The organism is Sorangium sp. So ce406 (genome assembly GCF_051474675.1).
Taxonomy (GTDB): domain Bacteria; phylum Myxococcota_A; class Polyangia; order Polyangiales; family Polyangiaceae; genus Sorangium; species Sorangium cellulosum_G.
On record NZ_CP150340.1, the window covers coordinates 7,336,306 to 7,357,588 of the forward strand.

12 protein-coding genes are annotated in these 21,283 nt (G+C 71.7%); 8 read left to right on the forward strand and 4 right to left on the reverse strand.

All coding sequences use genetic code 11. The features are described 5' to 3' along the window. Nucleotides 1-30: 30 nt before the first annotated feature. Nucleotides 31-3,276, reverse strand: coding sequence for a hypothetical protein (locus tag WME96_RS27170; protein WP_437284494.1), 3,246 nt, complete (start codon nucleotides 3,274-3,276; stop codon nucleotides 31-33). Nucleotides 3,277-3,468: 192 nt separating this feature from the next. Between WME96_RS27170 and mug the strand changes: the two genes are divergently transcribed. After that, entirely contained in the window at nucleotides 3,469-3,981 is a 513-nt protein-coding gene (gene mug / locus WME96_RS27175) for a G/U mismatch-specific DNA glycosylase (RefSeq protein WP_437292365.1), read from the forward strand. 187 nt (nucleotides 3,982-4,168) lie between these two features. Here the strand turns inward: mug and WME96_RS27180 are convergent, their stop codons facing one another. Then, entirely contained in the window at nucleotides 4,169-4,675 is a 507-nt protein-coding gene (locus WME96_RS27180; protein WP_437284495.1) for a hypothetical protein, read from the reverse strand. Between the two features lie 300 nt (nucleotides 4,676-4,975). On the opposite strand from WME96_RS27180, the gene WME96_RS27185 reads away from it, so the two are divergent. From WME96_RS27185 to WME96_RS27200, 4 genes are all read left to right on the forward strand, one after another. After that, nucleotides 4,976-7,504 carry a PAS domain S-box protein gene (locus tag WME96_RS27185; protein WP_437284496.1) on the forward strand — a complete coding sequence of 843 codons (2,529 nt, stop codon included), beginning with the start codon at nucleotides 4,976-4,978 and terminating at the stop codon, nucleotides 7,502-7,504. Nucleotides 7,505-7,859: 355 nt separating this feature from the next. Further along, on the forward strand, nucleotides 7,860-8,321 hold the full coding sequence (locus WME96_RS27190; RefSeq protein WP_437284497.1) for an OmpA family protein: 462 nt from the start codon (nucleotides 7,860-7,862) through the stop codon (nucleotides 8,319-8,321). A 560-nt stretch (nucleotides 8,322-8,881) separates the two neighbouring features. Further along, nucleotides 8,882-9,376 (forward strand): YtxH domain-containing protein, encoded by a 495-nt coding sequence (locus WME96_RS27195; protein ID WP_433926767.1) that lies wholly within the window; start codon nucleotides 8,882-8,884, stop codon nucleotides 9,374-9,376. A gap of 10 nt (nucleotides 9,377-9,386) precedes the next feature. Further along, the gene (locus WME96_RS27200) at nucleotides 9,387-9,935 is read left to right on the forward strand and encodes a hypothetical protein (protein WP_061618929.1); all 549 of its coding nucleotides are present in this window, start codon (nucleotides 9,387-9,389) and stop codon (nucleotides 9,933-9,935) included. Between the two features lie 291 nt (nucleotides 9,936-10,226). On the opposite strand, the gene WME96_RS27205 is transcribed toward WME96_RS27200, so the two are convergent. Together WME96_RS27205 and WME96_RS27210 are read right to left on the reverse strand one after the other, a co-directional pair. Beyond that, nucleotides 10,227-11,348, reverse strand: a complete 1,122-nt coding sequence (locus WME96_RS27205) for a CBS domain-containing protein (RefSeq protein ID WP_437284498.1) — start codon at nucleotides 11,346-11,348, stop codon at nucleotides 10,227-10,229. 389 nt (nucleotides 11,349-11,737) lie between these two features. Continuing rightward, nucleotides 11,738-12,922: a mechanosensitive ion channel family protein gene (locus WME96_RS27210; protein ID WP_437284499.1), complete on the reverse strand. Its 1,185-nt coding sequence runs from the start codon at nucleotides 12,920-12,922 to the stop codon at nucleotides 11,738-11,740. A gap of 406 nt (nucleotides 12,923-13,328) precedes the next feature. On the opposite strand from WME96_RS27210, the gene WME96_RS27215 reads away from it, so the two are divergent. The 3 genes from WME96_RS27215 to WME96_RS27225 all read left to right on the forward strand — a co-directional run bounded on the left by WME96_RS27215 (nucleotide 13,329) and on the right by WME96_RS27225 (nucleotide 21,076). Then, complete coding sequence (locus tag WME96_RS27215) at nucleotides 13,329-13,916, forward strand: hypothetical protein (protein WP_437284500.1); 588 nt, start codon at nucleotides 13,329-13,331, stop codon at nucleotides 13,914-13,916. Nucleotides 13,917-14,448: 532 nt separating this feature from the next. Next, a complete protein-coding gene (locus WME96_RS27220) occupies nucleotides 14,449-20,304 on the forward strand; it encodes a HAMP domain-containing protein (RefSeq protein WP_437284501.1) in 5,856 nt (1,951 codons plus the stop codon). A 229-nt stretch (nucleotides 20,305-20,533) separates the two neighbouring features. Further along, a complete protein-coding gene (locus WME96_RS27225; protein WP_437284502.1) occupies nucleotides 20,534-21,076 on the forward strand; it encodes a hypothetical protein in 543 nt (180 codons plus the stop codon). Nucleotides 21,077-21,283 lie beyond the last annotated feature (207 nt).

The following is a 21,283-nucleotide window of genomic DNA, read 5'->3' on the forward strand; positions in this document are numbered from 1 at the left end:
CGCATGCCGGCGGGCATGGAGAGGCCCCTTTCATTCGTCCGCTGACCGACCGCCCACGAGGCACGCCAGCCGCTGCGTCATCTCCCGGGTCCGCAGCGCGCCCTCTCCGCCCCCTGTCCCCTGCCCGCGCGGCGCCGTCCACCGCGCGATCAGCGCCGCTCCCACGGGGGCCTCCCCGCGCCGGCGCGCGTCGGCGACCGCGACGTGCAGCGCCTCGAGGCAGACGCGCTCCCGCCCCCAGCGCACCTGCGCGACGCCGCGATCGCCGAGCGAGACGGCGGGCAGCGCCCGCCGGTCCAGGCGCAGGGCGCGCTCCGGATCGAGCGTCACGAGCGCGCGCCACGCGCCCGCCATCGCGCGGCAGCGCGCGTCGCTCGCGGCGGTCAGCGTCGACCAGGGCGCGAGCGCCGCCACCTCGCCGGCCGTCCCCGCCGCGGGGTCGAGCGCCGCCACGCCGGCGGTCTCCGGGGCGACGCCGTCGAGCACCAGCACGCCGGCCTCGCCGTCGTCGCGCCGGGCGAGCGAGATCGGCCTGCTGCGCAGCTCCTCGCGATCGAGCCCCACGACGCGCGCGGGCTGCCGGGGCTCCGGCGTGTGCTCCTCGACGGCCGCGCGGCGCCGGAGCTCGCCGAGGACGAGGGCGCGGCCAGGACCGAGCAGCAGGCCAGGGGCCTGGCCCAGCGGGCCGTCGAGCTGACCTCGGCGCGGCTCGAACGCCGGGAGCACCCGCGCGCCGTCGGGGCCGAGGAGCAGCTCGCCCGCCTCTGCGACGACGAGCAGCGCGACCTCGCCGCGCGCGGCGAGCAGCGGCACCGCGCCGGCGCGCTGCGCGCCGCGCCGGAGGCTCAGCGCGAGGTCGGTCGCGTTCAGCCGCAGCACCTCGCCGCGCAGATCGAACGGCGGGCGAAACAGCGCGCTGTGCGTCCGGATCGGCGCCGCCCTCGGGCCGCCCTTCCCCGCCGCCGCGTCGCCCTTCCCCGCCGCCGCGTCGCCCTTCCCCGCCGCCGCGTCGCCCTGCCCCGGCGCCGCCTCGCCCTGCCACACCGCCTCGCCGCCCTGCTCCGCCGCATCGCTATCGAACCGCATCGCCGCCTCGGGCGGCTTCCGGTCGCGCCCTGGCTCCGCCGCGTCCGCGACGATCTCGATCGCCTCTCCGTACGGCGTCGGCACCGTCCACCGCTCCGCGCCGGCAGCGGGCCCGGCGCCCGGGAGCGGCGCCGGCAGCCCGACCGGCGCGCACGACAGCGCCGGCAGCCCGGCCGGCGGCTCCTGCGGATCGCCGGCGCGGTCCGTCGCCGCCGCGCCCGCGGCCGGCGCGGGCCCGGCGGCGGCCGGCGACAGATCGCCCGCGCCCCAGCCGAGCCGCACCACGCCGGACAGCGCGCAGCCGAGCGCGGAGCACGCGCCCTGGAACGACGACGGCGGCACCGGCGAGCGCCCGACCGCGCGCCACGTCCGGCCGTGATCGCGCGTCTCGTGGAGCTCCGCGCCGCGCGTGACGAGCACGCCGTGATCGCCGGTCACCACCATCCCCGCCGGCTCCGGCGGCAGCGCGTGCGCCACGACCTCCCCGCCCGGCGCGATCGTCACCCCCAGGCTCGCCTTCCCCATCGGCTCGGACCACTCGACCGACGACAGCCACGCGTCGACCCCGCCGTCCTCGCGCGCGCGGAAGCGCCTGTCGACGAGCACCCGCGACGCGTCGCGCGGCGGCGGCGTCCAGTACCAGCCGGGGGGATCCCCCTCCAGCCGCACCACCCGCGCGCCCCCCTCGTCGCGGGCGCGCGGCGCGCCGACGGGCGCCGGCAGCGCGTCGCGCTCGCCGCGCAGCAGCGCGACAGCGCTCCCGTCCCGGCGCGGCGCCCAGCCGACGAGCGCCTGCCCCTCGCCGACCTCGATCGCGTGCTCGACCCACGCGCCCGGACCGCGCCGCACGCAGATCCTCGGGTGGACCACGACGTCGCCGTACCGGCGCTCGCGCTCCTCGTCGCTGACGAACCGCTGAGACGCCCCGCACCCGCCGACGAAGCCGAGCGCGCCGCCGTCGTCCGCCGCGAAGAACCCCTCGTCGCTGAAGGCGCGCTCCACGCGCGGCGGCTCGCCGCGCTCCGAGCGCAGGACGTAGCTGCCGTGGCGCTCGTAATCGTCCCACGCGCACAGAAACAGCAGCCCGTCGTCCGCGCGCATCGGCGCGCACCCCAGCCCGTCCGGGAACCAGCCGGCGAGCCGCTCGCGCGTCGCGCCCGTCCGCGCGTCGATCCTCGCGACGCCGCCGTCGATCACCCCGAGCGCAGTCCCGTCCGGAAGGAGCGCGCCCGCGGCGACCGCCGCGGCGACCGGCGCGATCTCGCGCTCCGCGAGATCCTCGCGCCCGCCGGCCCCGGCGCCCGCGAAGCGGAGCTGGAACGATCCGCCCGACCACGACGCGATCGCGCGGAGATCGCCGTCGGGCCGGCGGAGCGCGCCGTCCGGCAGGACGGCAGCGCGCCCGAGCCCCGTCTCGAGCCACAGCGCGCCCGGCGCGACGCCGATGCCGAGCGAGGCGACCCCGAGCCGCCGACCGGCGTCGATCCACGTGCGGCCGCCGTCCGCCGTCGTCGCGGCGCGGCCGAACACGTCGAGGCGCACCGCGCGCGCCCCGTCCAGCGCCGCGAGATCGTGGATGGCCGGCGCCTCGAGCGCCCGACCGCGATCCTCGCCCGGCAGGACCACCCGCGGCCCCTGCTCCGTGAAGACCACGACGCCGTGGAGCCCGTTCCGCGCGCCCCGCACGGCGCCCGCGCCCCTGCCGAGCGCCACCTCCGCGAGCGGCCCCGTGAAGCCGCGCGACCGGAACGCCCTGCCCCGGCTCCAGTGCAGGAAGCCCCCGCCGAGGTGGGGCGCGATCGCGAGCGATCCGACGATGGGCTCGCCCGCCGCCCACAGCGCGGCCTCCCACGCCGCCGCGACGACGCGCCCGCCCGCGCCGAGCTCGAGCCGCGCCCCGCCCGCGACGACGCGATTCACGACGGCCGCGTCCGGCCCGTCGCGCGTCACGCGGAACACCCCGTCCGTGATCTCCTGGAAGTAGCGAGCCCCCGCCGGGAGAGCGCCGACAGCGTCGCCCGCGCCCATCGCGCCCCACGCGCCCGCCGCCCCCGGCACGCCTGACACACGCGCGCGCCCCGCTGGCCCGGCCGCGCCGCTCGCCGGGCTGGCCTCGGGCCCGCGCGCGCAGCCGGACGCGACGAGAGCCGTGAGCAGACCGATCGCGCGCGCCAGCATCGGGGAAAGCACGACGGTATCCGCTGTACCGCCCCCGTCCAGGGCTGATCCGCCTCGACCGCGCGACGCCCGCGCGCTCTCTCCGCGGCGCCGTCATAAGCTGCGGCCTGCGGCGCGCCGCGCCCGCCCGGAACGCCCGTGCCCACCGCTCGCCGACCCCGCCGACCCACGAAAGAAGAGCTCCTCGCCGCCGCCGGCAAGACGGTGCCGGACGTCATCGCGCCCGATCTCCGCGTCCTCTTCTGCGGCATCAACCCGGGCCTCTACACGGCCGCCGTCGGGCACAACTTCGCCCGCCCCGGCAACCGGTTCTGGCCGGCGCTGCACGCGGGCGGCTTCACCGATCGCGTGCTCTCGCCGCCCGAGGAGCGCGAGCTGCTGAAGCTCGGTTACGGGATCACCAACGTCGTCGAGCGGGCGACCGCGTCGGCCGACGAGCTGTCGCCCGAGGAGCTCGCCGCGGGCGGAGTGAGGCTCGCGGCCAAGGTGCGGCAGTACCGCCCCCGCTTCCTCGCCGTGCTCGGGATCGGCGCCTACCGGAGCGCCTTCGGGCGGCCCCACGCCGCGCCCGGCCCGCAGCCCGAGACGCTCGGCGCGACGAGGCTCTGGGTGCTGCCGAACCCGAGCGGCCTCAACGCCAGCTACCAGCCGCAGAAGCTCGCCGAGATGTTCCGCGCCCTGCGCGACGCTGTCGCGTCCGCCGCTGCCCCTCCGTGAGCCGCGCGGCGCGCCTGCGCGGGCAGCGCGCTCTCCGGAAAGGTGGTGATCCGAGAGCCGCTGTCGCGCCACATCGCCCCTGCGCCGACTCGGCCCCTCGCCGTGATGCGGACTCGTCGTTCGCCGCGCCGCCGCGGCGACAGGCGCTCTCCCCGGCGCGCACTCCCCCGCTCCGCGCGCGGCGCGCCTACTCGGGCAGCGCGCTCTCCTCTTCCTGGGGCACCTTCGCGCGCGCGTTGCGGGCCTCTTCGCGGAACGCCGCGAGGCCGGGCGGCCCGTCGGTCGGCTGCGCCACGCGGTTGCTCACCGCGGCGAGCCACGCCACCGGCGAGTCGGGCGTCCGCGGCGTGACCAGGAGGACTCCGCGCGACGCGTAGCGCGAACAACCGTCCTCGCACACAGGGAGGACCAGACGGAGCCCGCCGCCGCCACCTTGGCTCACGAGCGGCGCCACGCGCATCTCCGACGGCGGCGGCGCCATGGTGGACATCACCACGCGCGCGATCAGCGCCTTGATCGTCCTTCCAGACGTTCCAGGCGGCTCCGGAGCCGGCATCGCCGCGCGATCCGCCGCGTCAAGCCGGCTCGGCGGCAGCGCGAAGAGCCCCGCGCCGTCGGCCGCCTCCGCGAGCGAAGGCGACAGCGCGCCGGCGAGCGCGCCGACGAGACAGGCCAGCTTGAGTTCGAATCGCATGGGTGATCCCTCGACAATCTCTCGATCGGTCGTCCAGTCCCCACGTCCAGCAGGCCCCATGCCAGCCACGGGCGTCCGGCTGCCGCGGCGCGGCCCGACGCGAGCACCAGCCGACTTCGTCCGCCGCGCGAGACGGTTCGCCACAGCGTGGCGACGGCAGCCCGTCCGGCGCCGCCGGACCGCAGAAGCTGGAGAATTCGACCCGGCCGTGCGAGCGCCGCTTTCGCTTGCCAGACGGTCCGGGCGCCGTTAACCGTCATCGTTATGCCCGACCGCAAGCCAGGGCTGAGCCCCCAGATCATGAAGGCCCCGCTCCCGCCTGGCGCCCCGCTCCCCTCCGCTTCTTCCAAGCCCTCCACGCCCTCCGAGCCCGTCGCGAGCATTCTGCTCGTCGACGATCACCGCCCGAATCTCCTCGCCCTCGAGGCCGTGCTCGATCCGCTGCGCCAGCGGCTCGTCACCGCGCAATCGGGCGAGGAGGCGCTCGAGCACCTCACCCGCGAGGAGTTCGCGCTCATCCTCATGGACGTGAAGATGCGCGGTATCGACGGCTTCGAGACGGCCGCCCGCGTGAGGGGGCTCGATCAGGCGAGGCACACCCCGATCATCTTCATCTCGGGGCTGCCGGAGGACGAGGACCGGCTGTATCGCGGCTACGCGCAGGGCGCGGTCGATTATGTCGTCAAGCCGTTCAATCCCGACATCCTGCGCGCCAAGGTGGCCGTCTTCGTCGAGCTGCACCGCAGGGCCGAGCAGATCAAGCGGCAGGAGGCGGCGCTCCGCCAGCTCGAGCGGCAGGCGAGCGACGAGGTGTTCCGGCGCATCATGGACACGAGCATGATGGGCCTGCTCTTCAGCGACTACGAGGGGCGCGTCATCGAGGCGAACGACTGCTTCCTCTCGATGGTCGGCTACACCCGCGAGGACCTGAAGGAGGGGCTCCTCCGGTGGCAGCAGCTCTCGCCGCCGGAGTACGAGCACGTGCACCACGACGCGGTGAACGAGCTGAGCGCCCACGGCGTCACGAAGCAGTTCGAGAAGGAGTACATCCGCAAGGACGGCAAGCGCGTGGCGGTCCTCGTCGGCTCGGCGCGGATCGAGACGCAGCGGCGCAACCTCACCTACGTGCTCGACATCAGCGAGCGCAAGCGCGCCGAGGCGAACGTCAGCCTGCTCGCCGGCGCGGGCGAGATCCTCTCGTCCTCGCTCGACTTCCGCGAGACGCTCGGGCAGCTCGCCCGGCTCGCCGTGCCGCTGCTCGCCGACTGGTGCGCGGTGGACATCCAGGGGCAAGACGGCGCCATCCAGCGCGTCGCCGTCCAGCACACCGACGCAGAGAAGGTGGCGTTCGTGCGGCAGATCGAGGAGCGGTACCCGGTCGACCCCGCGTCGCCGACCGGCGTGCCGAACGTGCTGCGGACCGGCCAGACCGAGTGGGTGCCCGAGATCACGGACGCGCTGCTGGTCTCGATCGCCCGGGACGAGGAGCACCTCCGGATCGCCCGCGAGCTCGGCCTCCGCTCGGCGGTGGTGGTGCCGCTGGCGGCGCGCGGGCGCGTCCTCGGCGCGATGACGCTCGTGCACGCGGAGTCGGGCCGGCGCTACACGAAGACCGACGTGCAGTTCGCCGAGGAGCTCGCCCGGCGCGCGGCGCTCAGCGTCGACAACGCGCTCCTCTTCGAGCGCGAGGTCACGGTGCGCAAGGAGGTCGAGACGCTCGCGGAGGAGCTGAAGCACAGCGAGGCGCAGTTCCGGCTGCTCGCCGAGACGATGCCGCAGCTCGTGTGGACGAACCGCCCGGACGGCCACCACGAGTATTTCAACCAGCGCTGGTACGACTACACGGGGCTCACCCCCGAGGACACGGGCGGCGAGGGCTGGAGCCGGATCATCCACCCCGAGGAGCACGAGCAGGCGATCGAGACATGGCGGCAGGCGCTGCGCACGGGCGAGCCGTACGAGAGCCAGTCCCGCCTCCGGCGCGCGGACGGCGTCTACCGCTGGTTCATCGGCCGGGCGGTCGCCGCGCGCGACGGCGCGGGCCGCATCGTCCGGTGGTTCGGCACCTACACGGACATCGACGATCAGAAGCGCGCCGAGGAGGAGCGGCAGCGGCTCGTCCAGGCGCTCGAGCGCAGCAACAAGGAGCTCGATCAGTTCGCCTACGTCACGAGCCACGACCTCAAGGCGCCGCTGCGGGGCATCGCCAACCTCTCGCAGTGGATCGAGGAGGACCTGAGCGACAAGATGACGGCGGAGAGCCGCAAGCAGCTCGACCTGCTCCGCGGGCGCGTCCACCGGCTGGAGAACCTGATCGACGGGATCCTGAGCTACTCTCGCGCGGGCCGCGTCCGGGAGAAGCCCGAGGCGATCGACGTCGGCAAGCTCCTCCGGGAGATCGTCGAGCTGCTCGCGCCCCCGCCGGACACGCGGGTGGAGATCGCCCCGGACATGCCCGTGGTGGTCACCGAGCGCGCGCCGCTCCAGCAGACGTTCCTGAACCTCATCAGCAACGCGCTGAAGCACGCCGGGCGCGCCGATCCCGAGGTCCGGATCTCCTCGCGCGACGCCGGCGCGTTCTGGGAGTTCTCGGTCTCCGACAACGGCTCGGGCATCGCGCCCGAGTACCACGACCGCATCTGGGGCATCTTCCAGACGCTGAAGGCGCGGGACAAGGTCGAGGGCACCGGCATCGGGCTGTCGGTCGTGCAGAAGATCGTCCAGAGCAAGGGCGCGCGCGCGTGGGTCGAGTCCTCGGTCGGCGCCGGCGCCACGTTCCGGTTCACCTGGCCGAAGCTCGAGGCGCGGGAGCCTTCCTCGCCCGGCTGATCCCTGCGTCGGCCGCGCGCGCGGCCGGCGGTGCGGGCCACGTGCGCGCGTCACGGGCTGCGCCGGGCGCCGACACAGCGCGTCCTCGGGCCCGGCACGAAGTTTGAACACACCTCCTCGGAACAACAAGCGGCTTGATGCGAGGCGAGCGCCGGTGATGGCGGGGCGGTGAGCCACGGCTCCTTCTCTCGTGGCGTCGTGTCCCGCTGCTCACGCCGCGCGCCTCGGAAGGAGGGTGTTCGTGATGTCGATGTTCAAACTGCCCAGGAGTCTCCTGGGCGCGCTGGCTGTGTCTCTTCTCGCTGCGTGCGCCGCGTCCCCGGCGCCGGCGCAATCGGCGGTCGCGGAGCCGAGGATGCCCAACCCCGGCCCCGACGGTGTTTACAAGGTGGAGTGGCCCGATCTGAGGGAGGGCGAGGATCGGTTCATCGGGCTCACGCTCGGGGCGGACATCGCCGATGTCTGCCGGCTGCCCAAGACGAACTTCGCCTTCGACTCTGCCGAGCCGTTGCCTCAGGAGCATCTGGAGCTCCGGGCGGTGGTCGACTGCCTGCTCTCCTCGAACCTGAGCAAGGCGCGGATAGAGCTCGTCGGCCGGGCCGATCCCCGCGGCACGCAGGCGTACAACCAGGATCTCTCGCTGCGCCGCGCCCAGCGGGTGAAGGAGATCCTGGTGGCGGAGGGCATCCCCGCGGACCGCGTCACGGTGCGCGCGACGGGCGCCGCCGAGGCGGTCGGCACGCAGCCGATGTACTCCTACGGCTACGACCGTCGCGTCGACGTCGTGCTCGTCGGCATCATCCACTCCCCCCAGTGAGCGGGGCACGCCCCGCTGCGGATACGGGCCCACCTCGACGTTTTCGGTGCTCGGCGTACTGAAGTACGCCTGTGCGCCGAAAACGCCGATCTGGGCCCGTCTCCTGTGCGGGGCGCGCCCCGCTCGGCAGCGGCTAAGCTCAGGGATTCGCTCTACAGCGACTGGGCTCAGCCTCTCGCTCTACAGCGACTGGGCTCAGCCGCTCGCTCGGCGGCGGCTGGGATCAGCGTTTCGCTCGGTGGCGAGGGTCAACGAGGGGGCGAGGGGCTGACGACGCAGTCTGCCTGGTGGGCACGCACTCCGCGCTTCTTCCGGACAACCCTATTTCCGTTTCTGACGGTGGCCGCGGGCGACGCGGGGGCGTTCTGGTACGGGAGCGCGCGATGCATCGGGGCGCGTCACGACAGATGTGGCATTTCGTCACGGGGGCGTCACGGGAGCGGGCGGCTGCAGCGGGGACAAGCGGGCCGTACAGCAGGGTCTGGGGGTTGGTCCGGAGTCTGCAATGCCTGCCGTCACGAACCGGCGGACGTCATGTCCGTCACAAGGAGACAAGAGCCATGACGAACCGACTGAATGACGCTGTGGGGGCTGCAAAGGGTGTGTACGAGACGGCGGCCGTCGGCGCCGTCGGCGCTGCCACGACCGCCAAGACGACGGCGTTCGACGTCGCGAAGGCGGTCGCCGGGATCGCCGCGACGATCGGGGCGCTCGGCTTCGACGATGTGCTCGGCTGGGTCGGGCTGGCGCGCAGGCGCAGCCCGCTCGCGACCCTCGCGTACTTCGGCGCCGGCGTCGCGGTGGGCGCGGGCGTGGCCATGCTGCTCTCGCCGACGTCCGGCGAGGCGCTCCGCCGTGACATCCTGACCCGCCTCGACGGCCTCAAGCGCCAGGCGACCCGCGGGGTCGAGCAGGCCGAGCGCCAGGTCCAGAGCAAGGTCGGCGGCGCTGTCGACGCGGTGAAGGGCGCGGTCTCCTCGTCCGAGACGGGGAACTCGCACTACGGCATCGAAGGCGGGCGGCAGGGCGGCGAGAGCGGTCACCACCTGAGCTGAGGCGCTGCACGTGTGGCTCGAAGCCATCATCACGCGGGAGGATCTCGTCCAGATTCTGGGCGAGTTCCTCCCCGTGAAAATCCACCTGGACGATGACGAGAAGACGGACCGCTGGCTCTACCTGGGCAAGCCGACCGAGATCACGCTGGTCGAGGACATGGGCCTGCGCGTCAACTGTCCTGCGGAGCTGAAGTGGTCTATCCCGGTCGTGAGCCCCACCGTCAAGCTCGATGAGCTCAAGGTCCTCATCTCCCCCGAGATCGTCGAGAAGAACAGTGGGAACGTCCTCGCGTTCAACGTCGAGCTCGAGGAGGCCGACATCCGCGGCATCCCCTCGATCATCGACCACACGATCATGAAGGCCGTCAACTCGGCGCTCGCGAACAAGAAGCCTGAGTGGAACTTCACGAAGACGCTCACGCACACCGTGGGTCTCCCCTCCAACCTCGAGCCGATCGATGGGCTGCACATCGGGGTCGCCTGGGGCAAGCGTCGCATCAGTCAGGACGCGCTCGTGCTCGTGGTCTCCTTCAAGCTCAATTTCGTGCGCAGCGATTGAGGCTCCGCCGCAGGGCGACCCAAGAACGCCCCGCCCCGTCCCCCGGGGCGGGGCGTTTCGCTTGCGCCGTCATCAAGCCTGAGTCGTCCCGCGCAGCGGTCGCTTCCCCTCTTCACGTGGATCGTAGGCCCCAGGGGCGGAGCTCGTCGCGCGCCAAGGAATCCCCTCATCAGCAGCCCTTTTCAGCGGAGAAATTGAACCGGGAGGCGGGGAGGCGGGGAGGCGGGGAGTATTTGAAGATCTTCCTCCCCGCCTCCCTGTGAATTTTCCGAAGAATTCGAGGGGCTGCGGTCACCCAGGCTGAGCCGCCAGGTGAATCCTCCCCAGCCGCCCACCGCGCCCCCGCGTGAGGGCGCCCGCGATATCCGAGTGCTTGACGAGCCCCAGATAGCTCTCCCCATCGAACACCGCCACCACCGGCGTGTTCTTCTCCACCATCTTCCGCCCCACCTCGTCGAGCGGCACGTCCGCCGCCACCCTGGGCACGTCACACCGCATGATCCAGGCGATGAACGACCCCTCCTCGCCAGAAGCCAGCGCGCGCATCACGTCCGTTCGCGTCACGATCCCGATCACGCGGTCCTCGTAGACCACCGGGAAATCCGGCTCCTGGCTCGCCAGGATGCGCCGCGCGGCGTCGCCCACGAGCTCGCCAGGCCAGAGCTGGACGGCCCTGCCCTCGACGAGCGGACGGCACTCGGTGACCTCGACAGGCGCCATCACCGCCTGCGCCGCGCTCCACTCCCGCCGCGCCCCCAGAAAGAGGAGCGCCGACAGCCCCGCGATCAGGACCTGACCGCCGAACAGCGCGATGAAGAACAGCACCGCCGCCATCGCCTGACCGAGCGTCGCCGCCATCGTGGTCGCGAGCCAGGTGCCCGTGAGCGGCGAGAGCGCCTCGCGCACCAGGCGGCCGCCCTCGAGCGGCAGCGCCGGCAGCAGGCCGAGCGTCGCGATGCCGAGGTTCGCGCTCGCGACCCACACGAGCGCCGCCTCGCGCGAGGGCGCCTCGGCGGCCTGCAGCACCGACGCCCACCGGAGCTCCTCCGCCCCGCGCTGCCCGTCGACCGCCACGAAGAACAGCGTCGCGAGCGCGAAGTTCGCGGCGAGGCCGAGCGCGCCGCCCTGCGTCCAGCCGGCCACGGGGCGCGCGCGCCGCGCCACCGCGCCGAGCGGCGAGAGCAGGACCTCGCTCAGACCGAGCCCGAGCTGCCGCGCCACCACCCCGTGCACGAGCGCCTGCAGCGCCACGCACCCGAGCAGCGCCGCGCCGAGCGCGCAGCCGAAGAGCGCGCCGCCCCCGCCGTGCCGCGCCCCCCACTGGAGCGCCCCGAGCGGGATGAGCAGGCCGAACGCCGCGTGGGCAACGACTTCAATACCGCCAATCCGCGTGACCCTGATGACCCAATTCATGGCACATTGCTCCTGGGTTCTCGCGCAGACCGCTGCGCATGGCGGGAGGGCAGTTCCGACCTGCCACCGCCCCCCCTTCCCCCCGGGGGGTGTGGCGAGAACCTCGTCGCGCGGTGGACGGCCGACGGGCAATGTCGCGGACTTTTTCTACGCTCACTGCAAAGCACGTGCCGCTTTCCTGCTCCACGTGATGAGCAACACACCGCCTCGCGCTGCGCGGCGGGCGGCGATCTGGCGCGATGACCTGTTCCGCGCCTCGGGCTGTCATCGAGTCGGCGGGCGTGAGGCGGGGAGTTCACGGGGCCGCGACGCGCCGGATGAGCACGCCAACAGTGCGGCATGGCCGGATGTCGCGGTGTGGCGTTACGCTACGTAGCAGGCGCGCTCCGTCACGACGTCACATCACCGACGCCGTCCATCCCTCCAGCCCGCCGCGCGCGGCCGCCCGAGGCCGGCCCACGCCGCTCGACCGCCTCGGCGACGGGAGACGCCCGCGTGAAGCGCTCCTGCGGCAGGAACAGGCCGTCCTCGAGCTCGCGCACCCAGCGGAGCATCTCCTCGCGCACCCAGCACCGCAGATCGAACAGCTTCCCCGAGTCGCTCGATGAAACGAGAAACCGCACCTCGATGGTGCGCTCTGACACGTTCGTGACCTGGACGGCCTTCACGCGACCATCCCAGAGCTCGCTGTTCGGAAGGATGGACTCGAAATGCTGGCGGATAGCTTCCACGGGCGTCCGGTAATCGACGTAGATCTCGACGGTGCCGAGCTTCTCCGCGCCGTGCTTCGTCCAGTTCTCGAACGACTGGTCCAGGAGCCGCGCGGTCGGAATGATGAGCCGCCGCTCGTCCCAGATCTTCATGACCACGTGCGTCAGGCGGATCTCCTCGACGGTCCCGAACTGCCCGTCCACCACCACCTTGTCGCCGAGGTCGATGGGGCGCGTGAACAGGATGTGGAGGCCGGACAGGATCGCGCCGACCGGCTTCTGCGCGGCCAGGCCGAGCACGACGCCCGCGATGCCGGCCGACGCCAGGAGCGAGACACCGACGTTCCGCACGGTCTCGAAGTTCAGGAGCACGAGCGCGCCCGCGACGATCACGATGATCACGCGCGCGACCCGCTCGAGCACGCGCGCCTGGGTGCGCAGCCCGCGCGACGACTCGCTCCCCTCCTCGAGGTGCCGCAGGGCGCGCGCGTCCAGCACCTCGGAGAGGATCCCCACGACGCGCATGAGCAGCCACGCCACCCCGCCGATGAACAGCGCCGAGAGGAGCGGCCGCAGCTCGGCCACGAGCTCCTGGCCGAGCCGCGTCGTCTTGGCGAGGCCTGCCGTCAAGATCACGCCGAGGCAAAGCGTCATGGGGCCGATTGCCGCGTCGAGCGTCTTTTCGTCCCACGGCGTCGCCGTCCTCCGCACGACGAGCGAGGCGGCGCGCCGGAACGCGTGCACCACGAGCCGCGCGAGCCCGAGGCCGACCGGAACGCTCGCCGCCACGACCACCCACGGCCACGGGCCATCCGCCGGGATCCCCAGCCGGGCACCGAGCGATTCAAAGACCGAGTTCTGCATGGATCTGCTCCTTCAATCCGCCACTCCGCCACTCCGCGCGCGCCTCCGGCCCGGCCCGCCGAGCCCCAGACGCATGACGCGCTCGCCGGCCCGGCGGACGGTCCGTGACGCATTGAAGCGCGCCGGGCTCATCCATCGTGTGTGCGGCCTCGCCATGGCACAGGCCGTGCCGCCGATTCCGCCCCCGCGTTTTCTGGCTGCTCTCCGCTCGTCGCGCTGGCCTGCAGCAGCGATCGCGATTACAGGGTGGAGGCACCTTTGCCACGATGCGGCAGTCCGCCACACCGTCGCTCTGCTCCGCCTTGCACGTTCCGTTCAAGCGTCCTGTGCTCGCTCGGCATGTGATGTGCACGGACGCGAGTCAGAGAGTCGAGATCGGCTGATAAACGCAGCAAAGGACTCGTTTATGTCAGAGCGCAGAAGCCAGGTCGATGATTTCACGCGGCTCACGGAAGAGACCGAGCGGCTCGCGAGGCACGTCGAGGATCTCCGGCTCCGGATCGCGGCGACGACCGCGAAGCGGCGCGCATCGTCCGGCATGCACCCTGCGCAGAACGGCGCCTCGCTCGACGGGACGCACGGCGCCCTCACGGAGCGGCCGCCGCACGGCCCGCCGTCCGAGCGGCCGCCGCACGCCGCGCCCTCCGATCGGCCGCCGCACGGCTCCCTGTCCGAGCGAGCGCTCGACGCTGTCGTGGCCCCGGAGCGGCCCGTCGACGCAGGTGTAGAGCGGGCGCAGGACGCGAGTCCGGAGCGCCCCTACGATGCGGCCTCGGAGCGGCCGCGCCCCCGTCACTCGCCCTTCCCCGAGCGCCCCTCGTGCCTCGCGAGCGTGTCGCGGTGGCTGCCGCCGCTGGCGCCAGGGCGGCTGGCGCTGGAGTCGGGCGTCCACGAGAAGGTGGGAGAGGCAGGGCGTTACTGCATCGTCACGCCACGGAAGAAGCCGAGCTCTCTCCCACCGAAGCGCCGGACACCGAAGGCCGACGTCGCCTGAGTCAGCGCACCTCGCCCCCTCTCTCCCCGCGCATGGCTGCCCTCACGGTGCTCTGACAGCGTGGCTGCGCGGGCCTGCTCGCCACACACCTGGCCCGACGGCGCACGACAGGCAAAGCGCGCGACGCGCGCGGCGCGAAGCTTGCCCGGCTGCGCGCCTGCGTAGTATACGAACCCATGCTGTCGTGCGGTGGGTGCGGACGCGCATCGTGCACCGAAGCCTGAACATCGATGAGACCCGACGGAATCTCCGCGGTCGGGCAGCGAGAGCCCTGCCCTTCGGCGGCGCGAGCGGCCCGCAAAGGCCCGCCCTGCTCGAGGCGATCGAGGGTTTTGCCCACCAGGCGAGAGGGCCTGTCCTCCAGCCGTCCTCTCCCCGCCTCACGGCGATGCGCGGGCACCGCACGGGGGCCATGCGCGGGCCTCCGGCCCGACCGCTTGCGGCGCTCCGGGACACCTCCGTGTCCGGGGCGCGCTCTCGTTTCCCTTGAAAGATCGGCCCCGCTCACAGGCGGGGCCAGGAGAACAGCGGCATGGAGCAGCGAAGCGACCTCGACAAGGCGGCCCGCAAGGCGAGAGCTGGCAACGGCAAGACCAAGAAGGGCGCGTCCGGGGACGGGCTGCACGGCGCCGCGCGCGCGAAGAAGGCCCCTGCGGCCAGCGTCGCCCGCGCCGCGCCGGCCGTCGAGCAGGGCGGGATCGACCGGCGGACGCTGCTGCTGTCGCTGACGGCGCTCAAGAAGGGCGATTTCTCGGTGCGGCTGCCCCCCGATCTGGAGGGGCTCGACGGGAAGATCGCGGACACGTTCAACGACGTCGTCGAGCTCAACGACAAGATGGCGCGAGAGCTCCAGCGCCTGAGCCGCGTGGTGGGCAAGGAGGGCAAGCTCTCGCAGCGCGCCTTCATCGGCGAGGTGAACGGCGCCTGGGCCGACGCGATCGCGTGCATGAACGCGCTCATCGGCGATCTCGTCCACCCCACGGCCGAGACGGCGCGCGTCATCGGGGCGGTCGCCAAGGGCGACCTCTCGCAGACGATGGCCCTCGAGGTGGACGGCAGGCCGCTCGACGGCGAGTTCCTCCGGACGGCCAAGACCGTCAACACGATGGTCGAGCAGCTCGGCTCCTTCGCCTCCGAGGTCACGCGCGTCGCGCGCGAGGTCGGCACCGAGGGAAAGCTCGGCGGCCAGGCCGACGTCAAGGGCGTCGCCGGCACCTGGAAGGATCTCACCGACTCCGTCAACTCGATGGCGGGCAACATCACCGCCCAGGTGCGCAACATCGCCGCCGTCACCACCGCCGTCGCGACCGGCGATCTCTCGAAGAAGATCACCGTCGACGTCAAGGGCGAGATCCTCGAGCTCAAGGACACCATCAACACGATGGTCGATCAGCTCCGCTCCTTCGCCTCCGAGGTCACCCGCGTCGCGCGCGAGGTCGGCACCGAGGGCAAGCTCGGCGGGCAAGCCGAGGTGAAGGGCGTCGCGGGGACGTGGAAGGATCTCACCGACTCCGTCAACTCGATGGCCGGCAACCTCACCGCCCAGGTGCGCAACATCGCCGCCGTCACCACCGCCGTCGCCAACGGCGACCTCTCCAAGAAGATCACCGTCGACGTCAAGGGCGAGATCCTCGAGCTCAAGAACACCATCAACACGATGGTCGATCAGCTCAACTCCTTCGCCTCCGAGGTCACGCGCGTCGCGCGCGAGGTCGGCACCGAGGGAAAGCTCGGCGGCCAGGCCGACGTCAAGGGCGTCGCCGGCACCTGGAAGGATCTCACCGACTCCGTCAACTCGATGGCGTCGAACCTCACCGCCCAGGTGCGCAACATCGCCACGGTCACCACCGCCGTCGCGAAAGGCGACCTCTCCAAGAAGATCACCGTCGACGTCAAGGGCGAGATCCTCGAGCTCAAGGACACCATCAACACGATGGTCGATCAGCTCAGCTCGCTCGCCGCCGAGGTCACCCGCGTCGCGCGCGAGGTCGGCACCGAGGGAAAGCTCGGCGGACAGGCCGACGTCCGCGGCGTCGCGGGGACGTGGAAGGACCTCACCGACTCCGTCAACTCGATGGCCGGCAACCTCACCGCCCAGGTGCGCAACATCGCCACCGTCACCACCGCGGTCGCCACCGGGGATCTCTCGAAGAAGATCACCGTCGACGTCAAGGGCGAGATCCTCGAGCTCAAGAACACCATCAACACGATGGTCGATCAGCTCAACTCCTTCGCCTCCGAGGTCACCCGCGTCGCGCGCGAGGTCGGCACCGAGGGAAAGCTCGGCGGCCAGGCCGACGTCCGCGGCGTCGCCGGCACCTGGAAGGACCTCACCGACTCCGTCAACTCGATGGCCGGCAACCTCACCGCCCAGGTGCGCAACATCGCCGCCGTCACCACCGCCGTCGCCAACGGCGACCTCTCCAAGAAGATCACCGTCGACGTCAAGGGCGAGATCCTCGAGCTCAAGAACACCATCAACACGATGGTCGATCAGCTCAGCGCCTTCGCGGCGCAGGTGACGCGCGTCGCGCGCGAGGTCGGCACCGAGGGCAAGCTCGGCGGCCAGGCCGAGGTGACCGGCGTCGCCGGCACCTGGAAGGACCTCACCGACTCCGTCAACTCGATGGCCGGCAACCTCACCGCCCAGGTGCGCAACATCGCCGCCGTCACCACCGCCGTCGCCAACGGCGATCTCTCCAAGAAGATCACCGTCGATGTCCGCGGCGAGATCCTCGAGCTCAAGGACACCATCAACACGATGGTCGATCAGCTCCGCTCCTTTGCGTCCGAGGTGACCCGCGTCGCGCGCGAGGTCGGCACCGAGGGCAAGCTCGGCGGGCAGGCCGACGTCCGCGGCGTCGCGGGGACGTGGAAGGACCTCACCGACTCCGTCAACTCGATGGCCGGCAACCTCACCGCCCAGGTGCGCAACATCGCCGCCGTCACCACCGCCGTCGCCAACGGCGATCTCTCCAAGAAGATCACCGTCGACGTCAAGGGCGAGATCCTCGAGCTCAAGAACACCATCAACACGATGGTCGATCAGCTCAACTCCTTCGCCTCCGAGGTCACCCGCGTCGCGCGCGAGGTCGGCACCGAGGGAAAGCTCGGCGGCCAGGCCGACGTCCGCGGCGTCGCCGGCACCTGGAAGGACCTCACCGACAACGTGAACTCGATGGCCGGCAACCTGACGAACCAGGTGCGCGGCATCGCCAAGGTCGTGACCGCGGTCGCCAACGGCGATCTCAAGCGCAAGCTGATCGTCGACGCGAAGGGCGAGATCGCCGCGCTCGCGGACACGATCAACGGCATGATCGAGACGCTCGCGACGTTCGCGGATCAGGTGACGACGGTGGCGCGCGAGGTCGGCGTCGAGGGGAAGCTCGGCGGGCAGGCGAGCGTGCCCGGGGCCGCCGGCACCTGGAAGGACCTCACCGATAACGTGAACCGGCTCGCGGCGAACCTCACCACGCAGGTGCGCGCGATCGCCGAGGTCGCCACCGCCGTGACCAAGGGCGACCTCACCCGGTCGATCAAGGTCGAGGCGCAGGGCGAGGTCGCCGCGCTGAAGGACAACATCAATGAGATGATCCGGAACCTCAAGGACACGACGCTGAAGAACAGCGAGCAGGACTGGCTCAAGAGCAACCTCGCCAAGTTCTCGCGCATGCTCCAGGGGCAGAAGGATCTGCTCACCGTCGGCCGGCTCATCCTCTCCGAGCTCGCGCCCGTCGTGACGGCGCAGCAGGGCGTCTTCTACATCATGGACTCGTCCCGGGAAGAGCCCGTCCTGAAGCTGCTCGCGAGCTACGCGTTCAAGCAGCGCAAGCACGTGGACAACCAGTTCAAGCTGGGCGAGGGGCTCGTCGGGCAGTGCGCGCTCGAGAAGGAGAAGATCCTCCTCGTCAGCGCGCCGCCCGACTACATCACGATCACGAGCGGCCTCGGCGAGGCGCCCCCGGTCAACATCATCGTCATGCCCGTGATCTTCGAGGGGCAGGTGAAGGCCGTCATCGAGCTCGCGTCGCTCGAGCGCTTCAGCCCGACGCACCAGGCGTTCCTCGATCAGCTCACCGAGTCGATCGGCATCGTGGTCAACACGATCGAGGCGAACATGCGCACCGAGGACCTGCTCAAGCAGTCCCAGTCGCTGGCGCGCGAGCTCCAGAGCCAGCAGGAGGAGCTCCAGGAGACGAACGCGGCGCTCGGCGAGAAGGCGCGGCTGCTCGCCGAGCAGAACGTCGAGGTCGAGCGGAAGAACCACGAGGTCGAGCAGGCCCGCCAGGCGCTCGAGGAGAAGGCGCGGCAGCTCGCCCTCACCTCCAAGTACAAATCGGAGTTCATGGCCAACATGTCCCATGAGCTCAGGACGCCGCTGAACAGCCTGCTCATCCTCTCGGACCAGCTCTCCAGGAACAACGACCAGAACCTCACCCCGCGGCAGGTCGAGTTCGCGAAGACGATCCACGCGTCGGGCACCGACCTCCTGGCGCTCATCAACGACATCCTCGATCTCTCGAAGATCGAGTCGGGCACCGTCGTCGTCGACGTCGGGGAGATCAGCTTCAAGGACCTCTCGGACTACGTGCAGCGCACGTTCCGGCACGTCGCCGAGGCGAAGAAGCTCGAGTTCGAGGTCGCCTTCGCGCAGGAGCTGCCGCCGTCGATGCTCACCGACGCGAAGCGGCTGCAGCAGGTGCTCAAGAACCTGCTCTCCAACGCCTTCAAGTTCACCGAGCGCGGCCGGGTGATCCTGGAGGTGACAGTGGCCCGCGAGGGCTGGAGCCGTGAGAACGATGTGCTCAGCCGGGCCGACGCGGTGATCGCGCTCTCTGTCCACGACACCGGCATCGGGATCGCGCCGGACAAACAGCAGATCATCTTCGAGGCGTTCCAGCAGGCGGACGGGAGCACGAGCCGGAAGTACGGAGGTACCGGGCTCGGGCTCGCGATCAGCCGGGAGATCGCGCGGCTGCTCGGCGGCGATCTCGTGCTCGTCAGCGCGCCGGGCCGCGGGAGCACGTTCACCCTCTACCTGCCGCGCAGCTACCGCCCGGTGCGCGCGTCGCGGCGGCAGCCGACGCACGTCCTCGACGCCCCGGCGGTCCAGGAGGAGCCGGTCCACAGCAGCCGCCCGTCCGATCGCATGTCCGCCGGCGCCGACACCCAGATCATCGATGACAGCGAGAACGTGCGCCCGGGCGATCGCGCGCTCCTGATCGTCGAGAACGACACCGTCTTCGCGCGGTTCCTCGTGGACGTCGCGCGGGAGCACAACTTCAAGGCGATCGTCGCGGTCCGCGGCGCGACCGCGCTCTCGCTCGTGCGCGAGCTCCGGCCGCTGGCGATCACGCTGGACATCAACCTGCCCGACATCGACGGGTGGCGCGTGCTCGACTGCCTGAAGCGCGATCTCCAGGCGCGGCACATCCCGGTCCAGGTGATCACGACGGAGACGGAAGAGGAGCGGTGCCGCGCGCGGCGGATGGGCGCGGTGGGGCTGCTCAACAAGCCGCTGAGCAGCAGGACGGCGCTCGACGACGCGTTCGGGCGGCTCGGCGGGCTGGTCAACTCGCCGCGGCGCCGGCTGCTCCTGATCGAGCCGGACAGGGCCTCGGGCGACCCCGTGGCCGAGCTGCTCCAGGACGAGGGGGTCGCGATCACCACCGTGGAGACGGGGCAGGCCGCGCTCGCGGCGCTCCAGCACGAGGGGTTCGACGCCCTTGTGCTCGGGCTGCGCCTGCCCGACATGTCCGGCCTGGAGCTCATCGACCACCTCGACCGTGCCGGGCGCTTCGCCGAGCTGACGGCGATCGTGTACACGCCGGCCGACATCGCCGGGGACGACGAGGTGCAGGTCGCCCGGCTGGCGCAGCGGCTCCCGGTGAAGCACGTCCAGTCGCGAGAGCGCCTCTACGACGAGGTGACGCTCGCGCTGCACCGCCGGCTCTCGGACCTGCCGGAGCCGAAGCGGCTCATCGTGGAGCAGCTCCACGAGTCGGCCACCGCGCTCTCCGGCAAGTGCGCGCTGATCGTCGACGACGATTTCCGCAACATCTACGCGCTGAAGACCGTCCTCGAGAGCCACGGAATGACGACCCTCGCCGCGGACACGGGCAAGGCCGCCATCGAGCGCCTGGAGCGGACGAGCGGTATCGATGTCGTCCTCATGGACATCATGATGCCGGAGATGGACGGATACGACACCATGCGCGCCATCCGCAAACGTCCCGTGTTCCAGACGCTGCCGATCATCGCGGTCACGGCCAGGGCGATGAAGGGCGACCGGGAGAAGTGCCTCGAGGCGGGCGCGACCGACTACATCTCGAAGCCGGTCGACACGGAGCAGCTCCTCGCGCTGCTCCGGATCTGGCTGCATCGCTGAGCTCGCCTCCGCCGCTGTCCACCATCGCCACAGCGGGCTCAGCTCAGGGCATGGCGGACAGTTCGTCTGCGCTGCAATGATGCCCCAGTGTGGCGTCCCTGCGCAGCTCCTTGCGCGAACGTCCACAACCGACAGCGCTGGATCCCCGGGATCCGCGGCAATTTCGGCTGGCACGCCGTCTGCTGGCTCGTGTGGGATTCCAGAATACAGCGAGGGATCGCGCCGCGCGGTGACGCCCCTGGGAAAGGAGTGGTACGTGAAGGTGAAGCTGGTGACCGGTCTGCTGCAGACGCGGGCGGACGCCGAGAGGGCGGTTGAGCGCGTCATGAGCTGTGGATACAGGCGCGACACCATCAGCGTTGTCATGAGTCACGCCGCGCGCGGCCAGCATGTCGAGAGCGGAACCAGCGCGAAGGCGGCGGACGTCGGCAGGGGCGGGGCCGCGGGGGCGGCCGTCGTCACGGTCGCGGCGCTCGGCACGAGCGCCGCGTTCCCCGGCCTCGGGCTCGTGGCGGCAGGGCCGATCGAGGCCGCGCTCGCCGGCGCGGGCAGCGCGGCGGGCGGGCTCGTCGGCGCGCTCGTCGCCGCGGGGATCCCCGAGCACCGCGCGCGCGTCTACGAGACCGGCTTGCAGCAAGGCGAGATCCTCGTCGGCGTTCATGCCCAGTCGCAGCGAGACGCCGAGATCCTGGAGATGATCCTCGAGTATGCCGGCGCCGAGAACGTCCGGAGCGACAGCGCGCTCAGGCGTCCCTACGACAGCTTCATCTAGGGTGCTTTGCGGGCACGGCGCTCGCGTGCCTCGACCGCGCCCCGGCGCGTGGCAACTTGCCTCGCTGAGGCGCGCTGCCGCTCACGCGCCCGCGCGGGGTCTCAGGCGTTCCCCGAGGGCAGACTTCTGGCATGGGCGATGCTCCAGATTTCGACGTGGAACGCGTGGCGTGGCGTGGTGAGCGGCTGGATGCCCGGAGCAGGCGAC